This window comes from Arthrobacter sp. 2MCAF14 (assembly GCF_052115645.1).
Taxonomy (GTDB): Bacteria; Actinomycetota; Actinomycetes; order Actinomycetales; family Micrococcaceae; genus Arthrobacter.
Genome location: NZ_JBFRHB010000009.1, coordinates 1 through 22,019 on the forward strand (window position 1 = coordinate 1; position 22,019 = coordinate 22,019).

The 22,019-nt window shown below is 63.9% G+C and carries 19 protein-coding genes and 1 pseudogene; 7 read left to right on the forward strand and 13 right to left on the reverse strand.

Annotated features, from left to right (window positions below):
• From AB4074_RS08590 to AB4074_RS08615, 6 genes and pseudogenes are all read left to right on the forward strand, one after another.
• Window positions 1-378 (forward strand): annotated as a pseudogene (locus tag AB4074_RS08590) (sugar ABC transporter ATP-binding protein); the annotation flags it as partial.
• 111 nt (window positions 379-489) lie between these two features.
• Window positions 490-1,485 (forward strand): Gfo/Idh/MocA family oxidoreductase, encoded by a 996-nt coding sequence (locus tag AB4074_RS08595; RefSeq protein ID WP_441413011.1) that lies wholly within the window; start codon window positions 490-492, stop codon window positions 1,483-1,485.
• A gap of 44 nt (window positions 1,486-1,529) precedes the next feature.
• Entirely contained in the window at window positions 1,530-2,540 is a 1,011-nt protein-coding gene (locus AB4074_RS08600) for a Gfo/Idh/MocA family protein (RefSeq protein WP_441413012.1), read from the forward strand.
• A 35-nt stretch (window positions 2,541-2,575) separates the two neighbouring features.
• Window positions 2,576-3,679 carry a Gfo/Idh/MocA family oxidoreductase gene (locus AB4074_RS08605; RefSeq protein WP_441413013.1) on the forward strand — a complete coding sequence of 368 codons (1,104 nt, stop codon included), beginning with the start codon at window positions 2,576-2,578 and terminating at the stop codon, window positions 3,677-3,679.
• Window positions 3,679-4,497, forward strand: coding sequence for a TIM barrel protein (locus AB4074_RS08610; protein ID WP_441413014.1), 819 nt, complete (start codon window positions 3,679-3,681; stop codon window positions 4,495-4,497). Before AB4074_RS08605 ends, AB4074_RS08610 begins: the two co-directional genes overlap by 1 nt.
• Complete coding sequence (locus AB4074_RS08615) at window positions 4,494-5,525, forward strand: Gfo/Idh/MocA family protein (protein ID WP_441413015.1); 1,032 nt, start codon at window positions 4,494-4,496, stop codon at window positions 5,523-5,525. The genes AB4074_RS08610 and AB4074_RS08615 overlap by 4 nt, the downstream gene beginning before the upstream one ends.
• 100 nt (window positions 5,526-5,625) lie before the next feature.
• On the opposite strand, the gene iolB is transcribed toward AB4074_RS08615, so the two are convergent.
• The 5 genes from iolB to AB4074_RS08640 form a co-directional block, all read right to left on the reverse strand.
• On the reverse strand, window positions 5,626-6,519 hold the full coding sequence (gene iolB, locus AB4074_RS08620; protein ID WP_441413016.1) for a 5-deoxy-glucuronate isomerase: 894 nt from the start codon (window positions 6,517-6,519) through the stop codon (window positions 5,626-5,628).
• 17 nt (window positions 6,520-6,536) lie between these two features.
• Window positions 6,537-7,277 carry a GntR family transcriptional regulator gene (locus AB4074_RS08625; protein ID WP_441413017.1) on the reverse strand — a complete coding sequence of 247 codons (741 nt, stop codon included), beginning with the start codon at window positions 7,275-7,277 and terminating at the stop codon, window positions 6,537-6,539.
• A 262-nt stretch (window positions 7,278-7,539) separates the two neighbouring features.
• On the reverse strand, window positions 7,540-7,992 hold the full coding sequence (locus tag AB4074_RS08630) for a hypothetical protein (protein WP_441413018.1): 453 nt from the start codon (window positions 7,990-7,992) through the stop codon (window positions 7,540-7,542).
• Between the two features lie 25 nt (window positions 7,993-8,017).
• Window positions 8,018-8,422: a cupredoxin domain-containing protein gene (locus AB4074_RS08635; protein WP_441413019.1), complete on the reverse strand. Its 405-nt coding sequence runs from the start codon at window positions 8,420-8,422 to the stop codon at window positions 8,018-8,020.
• A gap of 125 nt (window positions 8,423-8,547) precedes the next feature.
• Window positions 8,548-9,327 carry a gamma-glutamyl-gamma-aminobutyrate hydrolase family protein gene (locus AB4074_RS08640; RefSeq protein ID WP_437772638.1) on the reverse strand — a complete coding sequence of 260 codons (780 nt, stop codon included), beginning with the start codon at window positions 9,325-9,327 and terminating at the stop codon, window positions 8,548-8,550.
• Between the two features lie 63 nt (window positions 9,328-9,390).
• Between AB4074_RS08640 and AB4074_RS08645 the strand changes: the two genes are divergently transcribed.
• Entirely contained in the window at window positions 9,391-10,524 is a 1,134-nt protein-coding gene (locus AB4074_RS08645; RefSeq protein WP_441413020.1) for an LOG family protein, read from the forward strand.
• Window positions 10,525-10,670: 146 nt separating this feature from the next.
• On the opposite strand, the gene AB4074_RS08650 is transcribed toward AB4074_RS08645, so the two are convergent.
• From AB4074_RS08650 to betA, 8 genes are all read right to left on the reverse strand, one after another.
• Window positions 10,671-11,510, reverse strand: coding sequence for an IclR family transcriptional regulator (locus AB4074_RS08650; protein ID WP_441413021.1), 840 nt, complete (start codon window positions 11,508-11,510; stop codon window positions 10,671-10,673).
• Window positions 11,511-11,631: 121 nt separating this feature from the next.
• A complete protein-coding gene (locus tag AB4074_RS08655) occupies window positions 11,632-12,888 on the reverse strand; it encodes an aminopeptidase P family protein (RefSeq protein WP_441413022.1) in 1,257 nt (418 codons plus the stop codon).
• 31 nt (window positions 12,889-12,919) lie between these two features.
• Complete coding sequence (locus AB4074_RS08660) at window positions 12,920-14,326, reverse strand: MFS transporter (RefSeq protein WP_441413023.1); 1,407 nt, start codon at window positions 14,324-14,326, stop codon at window positions 12,920-12,922.
• A gap of 283 nt (window positions 14,327-14,609) precedes the next feature.
• On the reverse strand, window positions 14,610-15,584 hold the full coding sequence (locus tag AB4074_RS08665; RefSeq protein WP_441413024.1) for an ABC transporter substrate-binding protein: 975 nt from the start codon (window positions 15,582-15,584) through the stop codon (window positions 14,610-14,612).
• Window positions 15,585-15,623: 39 nt separating this feature from the next.
• Entirely contained in the window at window positions 15,624-17,660 is a 2,037-nt protein-coding gene (locus AB4074_RS08670; RefSeq protein ID WP_441413025.1) for an ABC transporter permease, read from the reverse strand.
• The gene (locus tag AB4074_RS08675; RefSeq protein WP_441413026.1) at window positions 17,657-18,691 is read right to left on the reverse strand and encodes a quaternary amine ABC transporter ATP-binding protein; all 1,035 of its coding nucleotides are present in this window, start codon (window positions 18,689-18,691) and stop codon (window positions 17,657-17,659) included. The genes AB4074_RS08670 and AB4074_RS08675 overlap by 4 nt, the downstream gene beginning before the upstream one ends.
• Window positions 18,688-20,208, reverse strand: coding sequence for an aldehyde dehydrogenase family protein (locus AB4074_RS08680; RefSeq protein ID WP_441413027.1), 1,521 nt, complete (start codon window positions 20,206-20,208; stop codon window positions 18,688-18,690). Before AB4074_RS08680 ends, AB4074_RS08675 begins: the two co-directional genes overlap by 4 nt.
• Entirely contained in the window at window positions 20,205-21,968 is a 1,764-nt protein-coding gene (betA, locus tag AB4074_RS08685; protein ID WP_441413028.1) for a choline dehydrogenase, read from the reverse strand. The genes AB4074_RS08680 and betA overlap by 4 nt, the downstream gene beginning before the upstream one ends.
• Window positions 21,969-22,019: the final 51 nt, after the last annotated feature.

A 22,019-nucleotide genomic window follows, 5' to 3' on the forward strand; every position in this document is an offset into this window, starting at 1 on the left:
GCCGCCCTGGGTGTCAAGCAGTCCGGCGTCGTGCTCCGGTACATCCTGCAGGCCCGCGACCGCGGCCTGGGCGTCATCTTCATTACGCACAACCCGCACCACGCCTTCCCGGTCGGTGACCGGTTCCTGCTGCTCAAGCGCGGCAAGTCCATCGGCTACTACGACAAGAAGGACATCACCCTGGACGAACTCACCGCCCAGATGGCCGGCGGCGCGGAACTGGCCGAACTCGCCCACGAACTCGAACAACTCGGCGGACACTCCGACGTCGTCAAGGAAGTCCAAGCCGAAGTCGCCGGGGTAGCTGAAGTCGCTGACGTTACTGACGTCGCCGGCGCTGCTGACGATTCAAAGGAAAGCAGCCCACGGCACGCCTAGCGCGCCGGGAGACAGCGCGGACGGAGACGGGGGTCCGCCGGAAAACCGGATGGGCCCCCGCTCGCCATGCCACCGCGGGAATGTGCACAAAGTAAGAGACGGGAAGACAGTATGCCGATCCGGGTTGGCCTTATCGGCGCCGGTGTTATGGGCGCAGACCACATCAGGAACCTCTCCACCACCATCAGCGGGGCCGAAGTCACCTTCGTTGCAGACCTCGACGCCGGACGTGCGGCAGCCGCGGCGCCGCCGTCCGCACGCATCACCACCGACCCTTCCGAGCTGATCAACTCCAGCGACGTTGACGCCGTCGTCGTCGCTTCTCATGACTCCACCCACGCGGGACTGGTGCTGGAATGCTTCGAAGCGATGACCCCGGTACTGTGCGAAAAGCCCCTGGCTCCTACGCTCCTCGAAAGCCGCGAAGTGGTGGAGGCCGAAGCCGACCTCCTGGCCGCGACGGGTGCCCGGCTGTTGTCGATGGGCTTCATGAGGCGCTTCGATCCCGGCTATGTCGCCCTGCGCGAAGCCACCCGGGAACGCACTCAAGGCGAGCCTTTGCAGGTCCACTGCACTAGCCGGACGGCGTCCGCGGGACCGGGCGCGAGCTCGGAATCCGCCATCACCAATTCCGCCATCCACGAGCTCGACATCATCCCCTGGCTGCTGGATTCGCCTATCACTGAGGTGTCCTGGCAAGCGGGGCGGAGTTCCCGGCACAGCACCGGTGACCTGCGGGATCCCGCCTTCATGCTCCTGCGCGCGGCCGACGGCACCCTGGCCACCCTCGAACTCTTCCTCAACGCGCAGTACGGCTACACCACCCGGTGCGAGGTCGTGTCAGAGTTCGGCACCACGGCACTCCCGGATCCGGCTGCCCTCGATGTCCGGCAGGAGGGGAGGCGCAGTTCCGAAATCCCCGCCGACTGGCGTCCACGCTTCGCCGACGCTTACCGCTTGCAACTTCAGGCCTGGATTTCAGCCCTGGAAAAGGGAGAGCCTGCGCCGCTCGCCACGGGTGAGGATGGCCTGCGCGCGTCGCAGCTGGCACAAGCGATGATCCGCTCGCTCCACAGCGACGGAGCCTACACGAAAGTGGTCTACTGATGGTGTCATCCAGTCTTCCGGTGTCTGGTCTTCCAAAATCAAGGGTGCCGGATTCCCGTGACGCTCCCGCGTTGCGCTGGGGGATCATGGGCCTGGGTTGGATTGCCGAACGCTTTACGGAATCGGTGCAGGCCCATTCAACGCAAGTGATTGCCGCCGTCGGCTCCCGCTCTTTGGACCGGTCCAAAGCTTTCGCGGATGCCTTCGGCGTACCTGCCGCCTATGGGAGCTACGAAGAGCTGGCCGCGGCTCCGGACATCGACGTCGTGTACGTGTGCACTCCACACAACTTCCACCACGCGGCTGCTGTGCTCGCCATCGACGCCGGCAAACACGTCCTGATCGAGAAACCGATCGGCCTGAATGCTGCGCAGGCCCGGGATATCGCCGCGCGGGCCAAGGCAGCCGGCGTTTTCGCCGCCGAGGCCATGTGGAGCTTCTTCCTTCCGAAGTTCGACGTGATCCGGCAAGTGCTCGACGCCGGGATGCTGGGTACTGTGACAACCGTCCTGGCGGAATACGGCGAGCACTTCGAACGCAGCCACCGAATCTTCGACCCAGCACTGGCTGGTGGGCCATTGCTGGACCTGGGCACCTACCCGCTGGCCCTGATCACAGAGATCCTCGGCGCCCCGGAACGCTTGAGCGCTTTCGGCGAGCCCCACGAATCGGGTGTCAATGCCCAGCTCTCCGCCATCATGCAATTCCCCGGCGGAAGCCAGGCCGTCATGAATACGCACCTGCACAACTTCACTCCGACCGCGGCAACGATCGTTGGCTCCGAGGCCACGTTGACCATCGACGGCCCCTTCAATATGCCCGGTGCTTTCGAGATCCGGTTCCCGGATGGCACGCGGCTTCGTCACAACGAAGCGGCGGGCGGGCATTTGGAAGGCTTGCACTACGAAGCCGCAGCGGTGGCCCGCGCCATCGCCGCCGGTGAGACCGAAACCCGACAACGTCCCTTGGCCTCTTCCATCCGGACGATGGAAGTTGCGGACGAGATCCGCCGCCAAGTGGGCATTGAATTCCCGGGCGAAGGCAACGCCGCCTAAGCAATTGTTGTACTGACTATCGAAAGGACAGGCCCATGGCCTACATCGAACAGCACTCCTCCAGTCTCCCCACGCCGGTGCGGCTTGGCCTCATAGGCTCCGGCTGGATGGGAGCGTTCCACGGCGAAAGCATAGCTCGCAGGGTTCCCGGTGCGGTCCTGGCCGCCGTCGCCGATCCCAACGTGGACTCTGCAGCGTCCGTGGCTGCCCAGCTTGGTACGACGAAGGTCACCGCCGACGCCGCGGACATCATGGCGGATCCCGACATCGATGCCGTCATCATTGCCAGCCCGGCGCGTTTCCACGCTTCCCTGATCGCCCAGGCCGCAGCCGCTGGCAAGCACGTGTTTTGCGAGAAGCCTGCCGCGCAGAGCCTCGAAGAGCTCGACGCCGCGCTCCTCGCCGTCGAAGCAGCAGGGGTACATTTCCAGATCGGCTTCAACCGCCGTTACGCCACCGACTTCCAGGCCGCCAAGAAGGACCTGGCCGAAGGAATTGTGGGGGAGCCGCAGCTCTTGCGCTCGTTGACGAGGGACCCGGGTACCGGGAGCATCGGACATGCAGCCAGGATTCCGGCCTGGACGATCTTCCTGGAAACCCTCATCCACGACTTCGATACCCTGAACTGGTTCAACGAAGGTGCCGAGCCGGTGGAGGTCTACGCCGTCGCGGACGCCTTGGTGGAACCGGGCCTGCGTGACCAAGGATTCCTGGACACGGCTGTCGTCACCATCCGCTACAGCAACGGAGCCTTGGCTGTGGCGGAAGCCAACTTCAGTGCTCTTTACGGCTACGACGTCAGGGGCGAAGTCTTTGGCTCCAAGGGCATGGTTCAGGCCGGACGGTCCACTGAAACGGCTGCCTTGAGGTACACGGCAGAGGGCCTTTCCGCCGAAACTCCGAGGCTCAATGTGGAACTGTTCCGCGACGCCTACACCGACGAACTCGTGGACTTCGCGGCGGCAGTCCGCGCGCGCCGCGATGGCACGCAGCCGCCGTCGGGCGCTTTCACGCTCACCCCGGGAGCCGCGGATGCGCGCCGCGCCCTCGCGATGGCTTTGGCCTGCATCGAGTCGGTCCAGCAAGGCGGACCGGTGGCGGTCCCCGCCGTGTCGAGCAACAGCAAGGCCGGTGTCTGATGCGGCTGGCTGTTTGCGCCGAAATGGTCTTTACCGAAGTGCCGTTCATCGAACGGGTGCGTTGGATCCATGAGGCCGGATTCGACGTCGAACTCTGGGACTCGAGGAGCAAGGACATCGCGGCACTCAAGGCGAGCGGCGCGGTCTTTTCCTCCATGACCGGGTACACCTCCGGGAGCCTGGTTGACGCCGACACCGCCGATGACGTGGTGAGGACGGCTGAGACGCTGATTCCGACCGCTTTGGAACTCGGCGTCAGCCGCATGGTGGTGCACTCGGCCGAGCTGATCGATGGCAAAGCGGCCCGTCCCGTCTTCCGGTCCAACGGCAGTATGTGGATCACGGGTGCCCGGACCTTGGAGCGCCTTGGAGCGCTCGGGGAAAAGCACGGAGTGACGTTCTGCCTCGAAAACCTCAACACCGTGCTGGATCACCCGGGAATTCCGCTGGCCCGCGCCAAGGACACTTTGGCGCTCGTGGAGGCGGCGGGACACCCCAACGTGAAGATGATGCTGGACCTGTACCACGCACAATTGGGGGAGGGGAACCTCATTGAGCTGGTTCGCACCGCCCTGCCGCACATCGGCGAGATCCAGGTGGCGGACGTCCCCGGCCGCTGCGAACCCGGCACCGGTGAAATCAACTACTCGGCTGTGGCTCGGGCGCTCGTGACTGCGGGCTATGAAGGCACCGTCGGCATGGAGGCATGGGCCAGCGGCGACGACATGGCGGCGCTTGAGGCGTTCCGCCGGGCGTTCACGGTTGACGCTGACCCATCCCGGGGCGCATCTGCATTTTCAACGGAGGTAGCACTGTGAAGGACGTCGTTCTCGGGCTGGTTGGCGTAGGGCGGATCGGCGTGATGCACGCCAGCAACATCGCCGCCCTCAACGGGGAACTGAATGCGCAGGGCATCAATGTGGAGTTGCGGCTCACGGATGTGGCCGAAGACCATGCCCGCAAGGTGGCAGCCGGTCTCGGCGCTCAATTCCTGCCGTCGGTAGAGGCTTTGATCGCTTCCGGAGTGGATGGGCTGGTCATCGCGACCGGTACGGGCACGCACCCGGAACTGATCCGAGCTGGGGTGGACGCCGGTATCCCGGTGTTCTGCGAGAAGCCCGTGGCCATGAATGTGGCCGATTCGCTGCCTGTCCTGGAACATATCCGTGCCAACGATGGGGTAGTGCAGATCGGCCACCAGCGTCGCTTCGATGCCGGTTACCTCGAGGCCAAGCGCGCTTACCAATCGGGGGAGCTCGGCTGGATCCACTCGCTGCGCGCAGTAACCTGCGACATGGCGCCGCCGCCCGTGGAGTTCCTGGCAACGTCCGGCGGGCTGTTCCGCGATTGCTCCGTCCACGACTTCGACATCCTGCGCTGGCTGACTGGCCGCGAGATCGTGGAGGTCTATGCCAAGGGTTCCAACAATGGCGATCCCGCCATCGGAGATGTGGGCGATGTGGACACGGCCTTGGCTTTGATCACGTTCGACGACGGGACTGTTGGCACAGTCTCGGCAACCCGCTACAACGGTGCAGGGCATGACGTCCGCCTCGAAATCCAAGGCTCCGAGCGTTCCCTCATGGTTGGCCTGGACGACAAGACGGCCATGGAATCAGCCGAGGCCGGCGTAGCCTTCCCGTACGGAGAACCCCACAAGACCTTCGCCGAACGCTTCGACCAGGCCTACCGTTCGGAAATGGCGGCCTTCGTTGAGCTGGTCCTGGGCCAGCGGGAAAACCCGTGCACCCCGGAGGACGCCGTCGCGGCTTCCCGCGTGGCGGATGCCGCGCAGGAATCGCTGGCAAGCGGGGTCCCGGTCAAAGTGGACCTGGTGACGGCTTAGGCCAGTCAGGCGATTACAGGCCCCAATCTGACTCGCAGTTGTTGTCGTTTTGACGGCCCAGAACGACAACAACTGCTAGCTAGTTGGGTGTGCGAACGCCTTAGGCGCCGAACGGTAAGCGGGGGTCGATGTCCTGTCCATCCCAGCTCTGCCGCACCCACCCGTGGTGGGGGTCGTCGCTGATGAGCCATTCGCGCACCGGTCCCGGGCCTGCCATGACGTTCAGGTAATACAAGTCGTAGCCGGGAGCGGCCATGGCGGGGCCGTGCCAGCCGTAGGGAACAAGGACGACGTCGCCCGTGCGAACCTCTGCGGCCACATCGATCGGACGGTCATCGGAGGCGTAGACGCGCTGGTAGCCGATCGCGTCGGCGTCTTCAGGGGCGCCCGAGCCTTCAGCTACCCGGGTCTCGAAGTAGTAGATCTCCTCGAGCTGCGTTTCGCCGTCCTTTTCCTCGTCATGTTTGTGCGGGGGATAGGAGGACCAGTTGCCCGCAGGGGTGAGTACTTCGCAGACGATGAAACGATCTGCCTCGAGGGCCGCTGGGGTGCCGAAGTTGTGGACCTGGCGGGAGCAATTGCCTGCTCCGCGCAGCTCAACCGGGGCTTCCGCGGCGGTCACTAGCCTGGTGGGGTACGACGCGTTGGCCGGGGCGGTCGCAACGGCGACGCGGCCGCCGTCGGGGGAACTGATGGTGACCGCAGCATTCGTGCCGGAATACAGGACATCGCTGGGGCCATGGAAAACCGACGCCCGCCCCGCAAGGGGATACTCGACGTCGTCGACCGTCACCGTAAAGGCGCCGTTGAGCGGCACGATGATCCGCTCTTCGGCTGCGGCGGGGAGCTCGACGGCGGCGCCCGCGGCGAGCGTGGCGACCTTGAGCCCGGTGTGGGCCCAACCGTCCACGGTCAAGGCGGAATCGGAAGTTCCGAGCGAGATGTCCCAATCGCCGTCGTTGGCAGTTCCCAGTGGATAGACCCAGTTGGCCATGAAGTTATGTCCTTGCGTTAGCGCTGTACGAGTGTCATTTCAAAGCTGTAGGAATCGGCCCGGTACACGTGGTGGCCGGTTTCCACCATGCGTCCGGTGTCGTCGACGGCGGTGCGCTCCATGGTGACCAAAGCCGAGCCGACCTCCGCCTCCAAGAGCGGTGCCTGGTAGTCGTTGGCGATCATGGCGCCGATCCGCTGGGAGGCGAGGCGGAAGTTGACTCCGCCGCGGCGGAGGATGGCGTAGAGGCCCTCTGCCTGGAGCATGGACTCGTCCATGGTGGTGATGTCGTCGCGGACCCAGTTCTCCATGAGCGCCAGCGGCTTGCCGCCCACCTTGCGCAGGCGGGTGAAGTGGTAGACCTTGGAACCGGCCGGAAGCTGGAGGGCGGTCAGCGTGGCTGCGTCGGCTTCCATGTGCGAGAAGCTGAGGACCTGCGTTGTGGGCTTCTTGCCGTTGTTGCTCAGGTCGTCGTAGAGGCTGGAGAGCTCCAGGGGCCGGCGGACCTGGCTCGACACCACCTGTGTGCCGACGCCGCGCTTGCGTACCAACAGGCCCGAGCGGACGAGTTCGTCCATGGCCTTGCGCATGGTGGGCCGGGACAGGTTGAGCTGGGCGGCGAGGTCTATTTCGTTGTCCAAGCGGCTGCCGGGCTCCAGCACTCCGCTGTGGATGGCGGCCTCGATGCCTTGGACCACCTGATGATACAAAGGCACCGGGGAAGAACGGTCGATAGTGAGGCCAAGTTGATTCGCCATTGCATGCTCCCTCGCATTCCGGGACTGTCCCGGAAGTTGCAAGCATGTCCGCTCATGTTCGCTTGATAGGACATACTGCTTTACTGATGATAGCAGGAGCATTGTGGGGGTCAAGGGTGCCGGAGGCGCGTCTATTGTGCCGTTTCAGGGCGCTTGTTTGGGGCCCTTGTTTGGGACATGTCCAGACATCAGAACCATACCTCGGCGCTCTCAGCGGCGGCCGCCTTTCGGCGGCCGGTGCGTCTTCCGGCGTCGGGCGCCTTCAGCGGCGGCGTCGGCGGGCGCTGCCGCGTTGCTTGAGGTAACCGACCCCCGCCAGGACGGCGCCCAGTCCCTCGGCGACTGCGCTGAGGGACTTCTCGAAAAACCATACGGGCTCGTACATGGACGGGAGTGGACCTATGGCAGGTATGTCGACATAGCGGTAGAGGAGGACCGCAATGAAGGCGCTTCCAGCGACGACCACTGCCGCCGCGTAGGCCGGTCGACTGCCTCGGATCAGGACATACAGGGCGACAAGGATTGCGGCCGCGGCCTCAAGGCGGAACAGGTTGCCTTCCCCGATTCCGCCAGGGGCACCCAACTGGTAGCCGGAGGCAAGATCGAAGTGCACCAGGGCGTCGATTACCAGGGCTGCCGCCACGAGCACTCGCAACAGGATGTCCTTGGGCCTGCCGCTCATTGGCTTGCGGCGGGCCGCTTCACGAGTGCTCATTTGACTGTCCTCATTTCCCACGTGCTCATTTCACGACCAGGGTTCCGTGCATATTGGAGTGGTATGCGCAGTGGTAGGGGTAGCTGCCCGGTGTGGTGGGCGCGGTGAACTGGGCTGTTCCGCCCCCGCCGTCGACGGCGGCGTCGAAGGCTTTTCCATCGTCAGAGGTGACAGTGTGGGCCTGGGCGTCCTCGTTCTTCACGGTGATTTTGGCGCCCGGGCTGACCGATACAGGTCCTTGATAGCCGAAGTCCTTGATGGTGATGGTGAGCGATTGCGAGGTCCCGGACGGCGGGGCAGTCGACGACGCGGCGGAAGGTGGGCTCGACGATGAGCCCTGGTAGCCGGTTCCGGACGCCCCGCAACCGCTCACGGCGATCAGGGCGGTCGCTCCTACGATGACCATCATGGCTTTGGGGCTGTTTCTCATGATTGGTTCCCCGCTTCTCGTGTCCGGTGGCGCGAATGTGTTTGCCACATTGATGAGACGAATTCCGGAGCGGTCAGGTTCACGGGCGCGGGAAATTGATTCCGGCAGGCGGACCGGCCGCTCGATCACCCCACAGGACGCAGCGTCCTGCAGACCTCCACGAATGCCTTGAACGGCGCGAGCCGTTCCTCCTCAGGCAGCTGCGAGGCCTCGGGATGCCATTGCACGGATGCCACCCAGCGCTGCGGATCCTCGAGGGCCTCCACAGTCCCGTCCTCCGCGACCGCCGTCACCACCAAGCCGTCGCCTACCCGGGCCACAGCCTGGTGATGCCCTGAGGCGATCCGCACCGAGTTCCGTGAACCATAGAGTCCGGCCACCTTGGAATCCGGTGAAAGTTCGACGTCGTGCCACGCCCAGGCGCTGAGCCCACCTTCCGCCGGGGTCAGGCCGTTGTGCTCCACTAGCGATGGGTGCATGTCCTGGATGAGCGTCCCGCCATAGACCACGTTGAGGAGTTGGTGGCCGCGGCAGATGCCGAGGGTGGGCAAACCGGCGTCGAGCGATCCCCGGGCGACCGCCAAGTCCAGGCGATCCTGGTCGGGGTTGACGTCGTAGCAGGCGTCAGTTGCTTCCTCACCGTAGAGTCGCGGATCCAGGTCTCCGCCGCCGGGCAGCAGGACCCCGTTGAGGGAACGGAGCTCCGCGGCCAGCGGACCGGCTTCGTCGGTAAAGGAAGCGTCCAGCAGCACGGGCTCCGCGCCGGCGTCGCGCACTAGTTCGACGATGAAGTCGAAGAGTTCATTCGCCTCTCCCACGCGAGGATCCGCGGTTTCGGAGCCGCTGAGGCGGACAGGTATGCCGATCCGGGGCCTTAAGCTGCTTTGCTGTTCGGAAGTCTGCATGCTCCATGATGCACTGGCCGGCCGACTCCTGCGCAACGGGAACCGCGGGCATACGCTGATGCCATGAATCCGTCCCGCGCCCTGACTCCTAGTCCCCGCACACTCGACATTGAGAGCGTGGCCCATTTCGACAGGCTTCTGGGCTCCGGGGCCGCAACGATGCACGGATGGCACGCCCAGTCGCTGGACCTGCGAGGCCGACGCGGGGACCTGGAGAGGGTCGATCCGCAAGGCGCCATCTTCCTCGGCTGTACCTTCGACGACGGCGTCGAGGACTCCCTGCGCAGCCGCGGCGCGCTCATCTTTCCCAAACTGCGCGGCGTGCCGTTCAACCCCTACCGGGGCAGCCTCTACAGCGCCGCCGAACTGTACGAGGACATTGACTCCACGGAGTATGAAGCCACGCTGGACGCCCAGGTCTACCACTGGAGCATCATGCCGGGGCAGCGGACCAGCCTGGACGCTACCCTCGCCGCCGCGCTGCACGACCACGCCATCGGGGATGCCCTGGACGAGCTCCTGGGCAACGGGGATTTCGCGGGAAACAAGATCGTGGGAGTCATGGGCGGGCACGTCGCGCAACGCGGAACGACGGACTTCGATGACGCGGCGCGGCTGGGTCGGCTCTTGGCACTGTCCGGATTCACGGTAGCCACCGGGGGAGGGCCCGGTGCCATGGAAGCTGCCAATTTGGGCGCCTACTTGAGCGGACAGCCCGACGCCGACTTCGCCGTGGCGCTGCAATCGCTCGCGGCGGTGCCGGGTTTCCGTCCCTCGGTGACGGCCTGGGCGCGGACGGCGGCCGCCGTCGTCGGGCACCACCCGAGCGGGACGACGTCGCTGGGCATTCCCACCTGGTTTTACGGGCACGAGCCGCCCAACCTCTTCGCCACCCACATCGCCAAGTACTTCGCCAACTCCATGCGCGAAGCGATCCTGCTCGAGCTATGCAACGGCGGAATCCTCTTCCTTCCGGGCTCCGCCGGCACCGTGCAGGAAATCTTCCAGGACGCGTGCGAGAACTTCTACGGCGCCCCGGAAACCGTCACACCCATGGTGCTCGTGGGGCGTGACCACTGGGAGCACAAGTATCCCGCGTGGCCCATGTTGCAGAGCCTCGCTGCGGGGAAAGTGATGGAGGGCCGGATCTTCCTGGTGGACACTGTCGAGGAGGCGCTCGCCGTCGTCGCGGGCTAACTGCGCGGCCCACCCACCTTGGAGTGAGAGCGTTATGTCCGCTGCTGGGGCTTGGGGCTGGGCATGTCCCGCGGATGATTAGTGAACATGTCCATCTCTGGAGTCCAGAACTGGGCATGTCCGGTGGGGGTAACCGTGGTGTCGGGTTAGTGCGGGGCGCGGCCGCCCAGACGCGTGGTGATTTTGCGGGCCGCATCTTGGCAGGCCTCGCCGAGGCTGGCGAGCGTGTCCTGCGAGACCCGGAACTTTGGCGCGGGGATCAGGACGGAGGCCACGATGTCTCCACGGTGGTCAAAGACGGGGGAGGCAACGCCGACTTCTTCGATGGACGTTTCGCCGAAATTGAAGGCCCAGCCCCGCTCCACAGACTCCCGGAGCCGAAGCAGGTAGGCCTCGAGTGCTTCGTCGTCGATCCCGGGCAATGTAATGGAGCCGCTTCGCAAGAGCTTGCGCACGCGGTCGGCGTCTTCGGCGGCAAGGAAGACCTGCACCGAGGAGCTGAGCGCCTCGTTATAGCGGGCACCCAACGGAGCGAGGTGCTTGACCTGGTGACGGCTGGCGATTTGCTCCACGCACATGGATTCGCTCCCGTTCCACACCATGAGGGCGCTCGTCTCGCCCGTCCGTTCGCTCAGTTCGCGCAGCACGGGATAGGCAACCCGGCGCTCTTCCAGCTCGGCAAGGAGCGGGCCGGCAAGGGCGATCATCCCCAGGCCCAGCCGGAATCGTCGGGATTCGGGGTCGCGTTCCACCAGGTGTTCCTGTTCGAAGGTTGCCAGGATCCGGGACACGGTGCTCTTGTGCAAGCCGATCCTGCCGGCGATCTCGGTGACTCCCAGCAAGGGTTCCTCGGCGGTGAAGCTGCGGAGCACGGCAATGGCGTTCTCGAGTACCGAAGCGCCTTTGGAATCGCCGTTGGCCGGGGTTTCGCTCGTGGTTGCGCGCGGTTCTGCACGCCGTTCTGCACGCGGTTCTGCTGGGGTCATGATGGTCACTATATGGCTCTTTTAATTGGGACATGCCCAGCCTTGGCCTAAAGCAATGAGCATGTGAGTCATATGTCCATTGCTCGGGCGCAAGGCTGGGCATGTCCATTGGAGGTGGGTGTTAGGCGCCGATGATGTTGTACTCCGGGCCGAACGGGAACTTGGTGATGTTCTCGGCAGCGTCTTCACCGACCACCAGGATGTCGTGTTCCCGGTACCCGCCGGCACCCGGCTGGCCGTCGAGGACCGTGATCATTGGTTCCATGGAGACCACCATTCCTGGCTCGAGGACCGTGTCGATGTCTTCGCGCAGCTCAAGTCCGGCTTCGCGGCCGTAGTAGTGCGAGAGGACTCCGAAGGAGTGTCCGTAGCCGAAGGTTCGGTTGGCGAGCAGTCCATGCGAAACATAGATCTCGTTGAGTTCCGCGGCGATGTCCTTGCAGACGGCGCCGGGCTTGATGAGCTCCAGGCCGCGCTTGTGCACGTCCACGTTGATGTTCCACAGTTCCAGGGAGCGGGCATCGGGTTCGCCGTAGAACAGGGTGCGCTCCAAAGCCGTGTAGTAGCCCGAGGTCATGGGGAAGCAGTTCAGCGACAGGATGTCGTGTTCCTGGATCTTGCGGGTGGTTGCCCAGTTGTGGGCGCCGTCCGTGTTGATCCCGGACTGGAACCACACCCAGGTATCGCGGATCTCGGAATCCGGGAACGTCCGGGCGATCTCGTGGACCATGGCTTCGGTTCCGATCAGGGCCACCTCGTACTCGGTGATTCCGGCCGTGATGGCGTTGCGGATCGCCTCGCCGCCAAGGTCGCCGATGCGGGCACCGTGCTTGATGACCTCGATCTCTTCGGCAGACTTGATCATGCGCTGGCGCATGGCGGCTTGGGCCACATCCACAAGGGTCGCGCCGGAGAAGGCGGCCTGGATCTTGTTGCGGTTGTCCAGTGGAAGGGAGTCGTCCTCAACACCCAGGCGCCGGACGTTGATCCCACAGGTGCGCAGTACTTCCTGGATGCCGAAGATGTAGTTGTCCCGGCGCCAGTCCGTGTAGACCAGGTTGTCTCCATAACTGCGGCGCCACGGCATTCCTGCGTCGATGTTGGCTGTGACTGTGACGGTGTCGTCGGCCGTGACCACCATGGCGTAGGAACGGCCGAAGTAGGTGAACAGGAAGTCAGAGTAGTACTTGATGGAGTGGTAGCTGGTCAGGACAACGGCGTCCAGTTCCTTTTCGGCCATGATCCGGCGAAGACCGGCAAGGCGCCGCTCAAACTCTGCGTCGGAGAAGGTCAGGGAGACCTTCTCTCCGTTGTTGAGGACCTTGAGGCGCTCAAGCTTGGTGACGTCGCTTACGGCTTCATTCTCGGTGATGGTCATGTGTGGTGTTCCTTTCAATGGGTGGGTTGTTTCAGTCCTGCTGCAGGGGCTTCTTGGAAGTCTCCACAGCGAAGAGGACCGCGATGAGGGAAATTACGGCGGCCGCCACGAGGTACCAGCCGGGAGCCAGTTGGTTGTGGGTCAGGCCGATGAGGAGGGTTGCCATGAATGGGGCAGTGCCGCCGAACAGGGCGTTGGAGAGATTGAAGCTGACGGCGAAGCCGCTGTAGCGGACCCTCGTGGGGAAGAGCTCGGCAAGGAAGCTGGGCAGGGTGCCGTCGTTGAGCGTGAGCATGCCACCCAGCAGGATCTGGACCAGGACAATGACCAGGAAGTTGCCGGTGTCGAGGAGCATGAACGCCGGAACGGTCAGCACCACGAACAGTGCGGAAGCCGTGATGAGCATGCGCTTGCGGCCGAACCTATCCGATGCGATCCCCGTCAGGAAGATGAATCCGATGTAGCTGAGGAGGGCAATGGTCGTGGCCATGAACGATTCGGCCGCACCGAAGTGAAGCTCCTCGGAGAGGTATGTCGGCATGTAGCTCAGGATTACGTAGAAGCCGACGGCGTTGAGCAGCACAGCGCCCGTCGCGATGATCAACTGCTTGCGGTACGTCTTGAACATCGCGAAGGCCGGAGCCTTGACCGCGGTGTCTTTCGCGGCCATTTCGCGGAATGCCGGGGTGTCCTCGAGCTTGGTGCGGATGTAACGGCCGATCAGGCCCATCGGGGCGGCCAGGAGGAAGGGCAATCGCCAGCCCCATTCGCCGAGCTGCTCCGCGCTCAGGACCGAGCTGAGCAGTGCCGCCAGCAGGGAACCGAGCAGCAGGCCCGCCGCTGTACTGGCAGGCACGACGGCGGCATAGAGTCCGCGCCGGTTGGCCGGCGCGTATTCCACCAGGAAGGCTGAGGCACCTGCGTATTCCCCTGCTGCCGAGAAGCCCTGGACAACGCGGACGAGCAGCAGGAGGACAGGCGCCATGACCCCGATGGTGTTGTAGCCAGGGATGAGGGCGATGCAGAACGTTGCCACGGACATCAGCACGATCGACAAGGAGAGTGCTTGTTTGCGTCCGAGCCGGTCACCGATGTGGCCCCAGATGAATCCGCCCAGGGGCCGGACGAAGAAAGAGACGGCAAAGACGCCGAACGTGGCGAGCAGGGCGGTCTGCCGATCAGATGCGGGGAAGAAGACGGTCGAAATAATCCCGGCAAGGTAGCCGTAGACGGCGTAGTCGAACCATTCGACGAAGTTGCCGATGAAGCTTGCAGTGATAACGCGGCGGCGGGTGTCTTTGCTGACTGTGTGGCTAGTCGTTTGCTTTGACGGGCCGCCCGGGGTGGCTGTCGCATCGGGAAGGTCGCCGGACCCGCCTTTGGATCCGGCATTCGCGCTTCCCTGGATTGCTGCCACGGAGGATGTTTCGTTTTTCATGAATCCACCAAGAACTTTGGGGTTGCATTCAACGCAACGCTGTTGCACCAGAATAGATGTGTTGTGCATCACCGTCAAGAGTCTTCCCTCACCGTCCAACTGACTCGCACTTATTGTCGTTTTGAGGGCTCTAAACGACAACAAGTGCGAGCTAGTTGGGGAAGGGCGGCGCACTCGTTGCAACGCGGTTGCGTAGAATGAGTAAGGCGCTGCTCTGGGAGGCAAAAAGAAGCTCCCCGGATCCGTGGATCCGGGGAGCTTCAAGGGGAGATGCGGAAAAGGACTATTTGAGCCAGGCAGCAACCACATCGGGGTGGGCATCCACCCATTTCTTGGCCGCGGCATCGGGCTTCATGCCGCCCTGGATGTCAGTTGCAACCGAGTTCTGGTCCGCGTTGGTCCAGGAGAAGGCCTTGAGCAGTTTCGCGGCGGGAGAGCCGCTGTCCGCAAACTTCTTGGCCATCACTTTGTTCAGTTTGTAATCGGGGTAGTCACAGGCCACCTTCTCGGCGTCGGCATCGCAGCCCGGGGTGTAGGCGGGCAGGCTGACCTTCTTGAGGGGGACCTCGGAGAGGAACCATTGGGGTTCGTAGAAGTAGCCCAGCAGCGGTGTCTTGTTCTTTTCCGCCGTACGGAACGACTGGATCAGAGCTGCTTCCGAGCCCGAGAAGACCACTTTGTAGTCGAGGCCAAGGTTCTTGACCAGGGCTTCGTCGTTGGTCACGAAGGCGGGGTCGCCGTCCAGGACCTGGCCTTTGCCGCCTGATTCGGAGGTGGCAAAGAGTGAGGCGTACTTGTTCAGGTTCTTGCTGTCCAGGATGTCCGGGTACTTCTGCACCATCCATGGTGGTACGTACCAGCCGATGTGCCCTTCGTTGCCGGTGGGGCCGGCGTCCACAGCCACTTTCTGGTCCGTGATGTACTGCTTCGTGAGGTCCGCGTGACCCCAGTTCTCGAGGATGACATCGACTTCACCGGAACCAAAGCCCTGCCAGGAAATCTGCTCCGAAAGGTCCTTCTGGACTACCGTGCAACCGAGCTTGTTTTGGGCTACGTAGCTGTAGACGGCCGCATTTGCCGTGTAGCCGACCCACGCGTTGAGGGCGACATTGACGGTTCCGCAGGGCGTATCCGAGGAGCCTGCGGCTGCCGCTTGGTTCACGGAAGCGCCTCCGCAGCCAGCTAGCAAGAGGGCTGCAGTAACGGTTCCCGCAAGGACGGGAATTGTTCGTTTCAAAAGCTGTCTGGTTCTACTCATGGTTGGGGTCTCCTTGTTGGGGCGGTGAACGGGGAGGAATTAGTGCGCGCTCGATTTTGCTGAGCGGATTTTACGGACGGGATCGGCTGCGGCAGACTGGGTGATGCGGTCCAGCAGGATGCCGAGGAAGACGATGGCCAGGCCGGCGGCAAGGCCCTTGCCGAACAGCGAGCTCTGGACAAAGCCAGCGACGACGTCGTACCCCAGGCCGCCTGCACCGACCAGTGCTCCGACGACCACCATGGCCAAGACGTAGATCAAGCCTTGGTTTGCGGCGAGGGCCAGGGATTTCCTTGCCATTGGGAGCTGGACCTTGGTGATGACCTGCCACGGGGTTGACCCGCTGGATACCGCAGCCTCCATGACGGTGGGGGAGATCGCTGCGATGCCGTCGGCCGTGATCTTGATGGCCACAGGCGCTGCATAGATAATTCCGGCGACGATGGCCGTGAATCTCGTTGCGCCGAAGAGGCCTAGGAACGGAACCAAGTAGACGAAGGCAGGCATGGTCTGGCCCGCATCCAGCATGGGCCGCATGATCTGGTCCACCCTGTTGGACCTTCCCATCGCCACACCGAAGATGATGCCCAGCACCATGACCACGGCCGTGGCAACAAGGGTGCTGGCCAGGGTGACCATGGCATCGCTCCACAGGCCGAGGTAAATGATCGCGGCCAGGCATGAGGCGGTGACCAGTGCCAGCTTCCAACCACCGAGTGCGTAAGCCGCCACGAGGACAACCGCGACGAGGAGGTAGAAGGGGGTCTCGGTCAGAAGGGATTGGAACGGATTGAGGATTCCGTTGGTCAGGGCCTCGCGGAATGACACCGTAAACAGGGAGAGGTTTGTCTGCAGCCATTCGCTGGCAGCGCCGACTCCGCTGACGATGTCCGGGCCAAAGTTGAGGTTCTTCGGAAAGGCTGCGGCCCAGAGCATCGTCCGGGAAAGCTGGACCATGACAAGAACGACAACGAGGCTGACAGCGAGCAGGATGTACCTGCTTCTCCGAGATATCCGGCGCTTACGGGCTGCCCCGGGCTCGGCCCGGCGGCTGGCAGCCGTGGTGACCCGGTCCAGCACAATGGCCAAGAGGACGATCGACAGGCCGGCGTTGACTGCTGTCCCGACGTCGAGCGACTGCAGGGCACGGACAACCACCTGTCCCAGCCCCGGCGCCGCGATCAGCGCTGCGATGGTGACCATGGACAAAGCAGCCATGGTGCTTTGGTTGATCCCCATCACGATGGTGCGCCGTGCCAGGGGGAGTTGAAGGGTGAGAAGCCGCTGAAACCCTGTGGTGCCCAAGGAGTCGGAGGCTTCCCGGGTGTTCTCCGGGATGTTCCGGATTCCGTGTGCCGTTAGTCGGATGAGCGGAGGCACCGCGTAGATCACCGTGGCGATGACCGCGGAGGCAGGGCCGATCAGGAAGATGAGGGCCAAAGGAGCCAGATAGACGAACGTGGGGAGGATTTGCATGAAGTCGAGGACCGGAGTGATCACTTGGGAAACCCGGCCCGAGATCCCGGCCAAGACTCCGAGCGGGATGCCGATCAGGAGACTGAACAGCACGGCTGTGAGGACGAGGGCGAAGGTGTAAGCCGCTTCCGTAAACAGACCCTGGAGTCCGAAGAACGTGAATGCGGCTGCCGTCAGCAATCCCACCCGGGCATTGCCGACCGCAAAGGCGATCCAGCTGAGCAGGCCGACAGTTCCCAGCCAGCCGATTTCCGGTAGGCGAAGCCCGGTAGAGCTGGCGGCAAAAGTGCTGGTGAACAGGTTTGCGACTGAATCGACGGCGGAGCGGAAGGGAGTAAAGACGTACTGGAAAACGGGATTGTCCGCTCGGTTCGATGCGACCCAGGCATTGAATTGGTTGAGCGAACGGTGCAGGTCAGTCAATTCCGACGCCGGCAGCGTGAGGGTCGATGTGCCGTGCAGGAACAAGAACCCGAGGAGCCAGAGGACTCCGGCGGCACCGAGGAGTAATACTCGGCGACTCAGCCGCTTGCGCGGCGGGCGGAGGGCGTTGGCGCTGGTCTGAACCGGGGCCCGGTCACGAACGAGAGTGGACATCATGCCGCTACTTCCGTGCTGCGGATGACTGACAAGATGCTGTCGCGGTCGATCTGGCCGGTGATCCTGCCGGAGTCTTCCACAAGCACGGGACACGTCGAGTTCATGACGGTGGGAATGGCGTCGCGGATGATCGTGCCTGCGCTCAGGACGGGAGCATCCCCGGGAGTGCCCAAAGCTAGCGGATCGGTGATCCATTTGAGCGTCAGGACATCCGCGCGGGGTACTTCGGAGACGAAGTCGGCAATGTACTTGTCCGCCGGCGATCCGACAAGGTCATCGCCGGTGCCGCACTGGACTGTCTCGCCGTTCCGCATGATCAGGATGCGGTCCCCGAGTTTGAGCGCTTCGGATAGGTCGTGGGTAACGAACACCATCGTCTTGCCCATCTCTTTGTGCAGCCGGATGACTTCCGCCTGCATATCGCGCCGGATGAGGGGGTCCAGGGCCGAGAACGGCTCGTCGAAGAGGATGGTGTCCGGGTCGCCTGCCAAGGCGCGGCCCAGTCCGACACGCTGCTGCATTCCGCCGGAAAGCTGATCGGGGAAATGCTGCTCGTAGCCCTTGAGGCCCACCAGTTCGATGATTTCGCGGGATTTGGCGTAACGCTCATTTTTTGACGCTCCGCGGATCTGCAAGCCGTAGGACACGTTGTCCAGTACGGTGCGGTGCGGGAGGAGGCCGAAGTGCTGGAAGACCATGGACATCTTCCTCCGGCGCAGTTCCCGAAGTTCGGTGGTTCCGGCCTGCATCACGTCCTTGCCGTCCACCAGGACGCTCCCCGACGTCGGTTCGATCAGCCGGGTGAGGCACCGGATCAGGGTGGACTTTCCTGATCCGGACAGGCCCATGACGACGAACACCTCGCCCTTGGCGACGTCGAAGTTCATGTCCCGCACGGCAGCATTGCAGCCGGTGCGTTCAAGCAATTCGGCGGAGCTTAAACCCGACAGCTCGGGATTCTTGGGGATCTTTTCACCTCCGGGTCCGAAGACCTTCCAGAGGTTGCGCACTGATATGTCAGGACTGCTCATTGCTGTACTCCTGCCTGTGGCGGCTCGAACCAGTGGCTGCGCCCGGGGCTGATGTTTTGCCAGATGTGTTTTGTTTCTCGGTATTCGGCCAAGCCAGCGAGCCCCAATTCGCGGCCATTGCCTGACTGTCCAAAGCCGCCCCATTCGGCTTGCGGAACGTAAGGGTGGTAGTCGTTGATCCAGACCGTCCCGTGACGCAGCGCTTCGGAGACCCGCTGGGCCTTCGAGGCGTCCGCCGTCCACACAGCGCCGGCCAGTCCGTAGACGGTGTCGTTCGCCAGCCGGATAGCTTCTTCCTCGGTGGTGAACGTTTCCACCGTCATGACGGGGCCAAAGGATTCCTCCTGGACCACGCGCATCGAGGTCTTGCACCCGTCCAACACGGTGGGCGGGTAGTAACTGCCTCCGGCCAGCTGAGGGCTGTCCGGAATGAAGCCCCCGCAGAGCAACCGCGCGCCCTCCGCAACTCCGGCCTGCACGTAGGCATGGACCTTGTCCCTGTGGGCCGTGGAGATCAGCGGGCCGGTCTGGGCCTCCTGGTCGAAGGGGCCGCCCAGCCGGATCTGGCGTGCACGGCGGACTACTTCGGCCACGAACTCCTCGTGAATGGACTCTTCGACAATGAGCCGCGCCCCGGCCGAGCAGACCTGTCCCGAGTTCAGGAAGACGGCAGTCAAGGCGTTGTCGATCGCGGCCTCCCGGTCAGCGTCGGCAAAGACCACATTCGGGTTCTTGCCGCCGAGCTCGAGGGCCACGCGCTTGACCGTCTGCGCCGCAGCCACCATGATCCGCTTGCCGGTTTCCAGCCCGCCCGTGAAGGAGACCAGATCGACCCGCGGATCCGAACTGAGCACAGCCCCGACCTCCGGTCCCGTTCCCGTCACGAGGTTCGCGACGCCGTCGGGCACGCCTGCTTCACGCAGCGTGTCCATGAGCAGGATGGACGTCGAAGGCGTCAACTCACTGGGCTTCAGGACAAAGGTATTCCCGGCCAACAGCGCCGGTGCAACTTTCCACGAAGCCTGCAGGAGCGGATAGTTCCACGGCGTGATGAGGCCGCAGACGCCCACGGGTGCATGGACGACCCGACTGATGGCGCCGGGCCGGCCGGTATCGATCACGCGGCCCGCGTCCGTGCCTGCCACGCTGCCGTAGTAGCGGAAGCAGGCTATGACGTCGTCGATGTCGTATTCGGCTTCGACCAGGCGCTTGCCGGTGTCGAGGGCTTCGGCCGCGGCGTATGCGGCCTTGTCCCGCTCCAGCAGCCCGGCCACGCGGAGCAGGATCGCGCCGCGTTCCAGTTCCGGCGTGGTCGGCCAGAGGCCGTCGTCGAACGCCTTCCGGGCGCTAGCCACCGCTGCCTCGGCATCGGCCGAGGTGCACTCGGCGACGTCGGCAACATGGGTGCCGTCCGCCGGACAGCTGATGCTGCGGATTCCCCCGGCGGACTGCTGCCAGCCGCCGTCAACGTAGCTGCCGCGCACCGTGTGGGTCTGGGAAAGTTGTGGGCTGTTCATGCCGCTCCTTGGTTCCTTGCCGGAGTGACCTGGGGCTGGCCGTCCAGGCTTTCCAGGCTGTCCGGAACCGGCCCGTCTGAACCCGGAACCGTGCCGTGCCGGTAGAACTCGGCGGCGATCGGAGCGAGGGGTTCGCGGCCCTGGATCAAGTCCGCAGCTTTCTCGGCCAGCATCATGACCGGCGCGTAGATGTTGCCGTTGGTCACGTAGGGCATTGCCGAAGCGTCGGCCACCCGTAGGCCCGAGGTGCCGTGCACCCTCATGCTGAGCGGGTCCACAACGGCCATGGGATCGGTGGCCGGACCCATCTTGGCGGTGCAGGATGGGTGCAGGGCGGTTTCGGCGTCGCGGGCTACCCAGTCGAGGATTTCCTCGTCGGTCTGGACGGCGGGGCCGGGGGAGAGCTCGCCGCCATTGAAAGGCGCCATGGCAGACTGCTCCAGGATGTTCCGGGAAATCCGTATGGCTTCGACCCACTCTCGCCGGTCCTGCTCCGTGGAAAGGTAGTTGAATTTCATGGACGGGTGGGCGGTTGGATCCGTGGAGGTGATCTTCAGGCTGCCGCGGGCGTCGGAATACATAGGCCCGATGTGCACTTGGTAGCCATGCTTGGCATCGGCTTTCTGGCCGTCGTAGCGGACGGCAACGGGCAGGAAGTGGAACATGAGGTTGGGGTAGGCCACGTCTTCGTTGGAGCGCACAAAGCCGCCGCCTTCGAAGTGGTTGGTGGCCGCTGGTCCTTTGCGCCCGAACAGCCACTGCAGGCCGATCCATGGATAGCGCCACAGGCTCAGGCTCGGCTGCATGGAGACCGGTTGGGTGCAGGCGTGCTGGATGTAGACCTCCAGGTGGTCCTGCAGGTTTTCGCCGACGCCGGGCAGGTCGACTACTGGCTTGATGCCGACGGACTTGAGGTGCGTGGAGTCCCCGACGCCGGACAACTGCAGGAGCTGCGGGGTGTTGATGGCCCCTCCGCACAGGACGACTTCCTGGGCATCGACGCTGTGCTGCTTGCCATTGCGGCGGTAGCTGACGCCGGTGGCCCTGACCTCGGAGGTTCCAATCCCGTCGAAGTTGATTTTCGAGACGAGCGCCCGGGTCCTGACCGTGAGGTTTGGCCGGTTGAGGTTCGGCCGCAAGTAAGCCCGGGAGGCAGAGAGTCGCTGGCCCTTGTGCACATTGCGGTCGAAGGGGCCGAAGCCCTCCTGCCGGTAACCGTTCACATCGTTGGTGCGCGCAAAACCGGCTTGTTGGGCGGCGCGGAAGAACGCCTGGAAGAGGGGATTGCGCGCGGGACCGCGTTCCAGGACCAAGGGTCCGTCGTGTCCGCGCAGTTCATCGTCGGGTTCCGCGGCGAGCGCGGTCTCCATGCGGTTGAAGTAGGGGAGGCAGTGCGCGAAGTCCCAGGTCTCCATCCCGGCGTCGGCTCCCCAGCGTTCGTAGTCCAAGGGGTTGCCACGCTGGAAGATCATCCCGTTGATGGAACTGGAGCCACCCAGGACCTTGCCGCGGGTGTGGGCGATCCGGCGTCCGTGCATGTGCGGCTCGGGGTCGGATTGGTAGCGCCAGTCGTAGAACCTGTTCCCGCTGGGGAAGGTGAGCGCCGCGGGCATCTGGATGAACAGGTCCCAGGGGTAGTCGCTGCGGCCAGCCTCCAGGACCAGGACGGTCTTGGAGGGGTCCGCGCTGAGCCTGTCCGCCAGCACCGATCCGGCGCTGCCCCCACCCACGATGACGTAGTCAAACTTTTCGTTGGCCATTAGTTGAACTCCTTTGAAGTGATCCCCATTGCTGTGTCGAGTAGCCAGGGG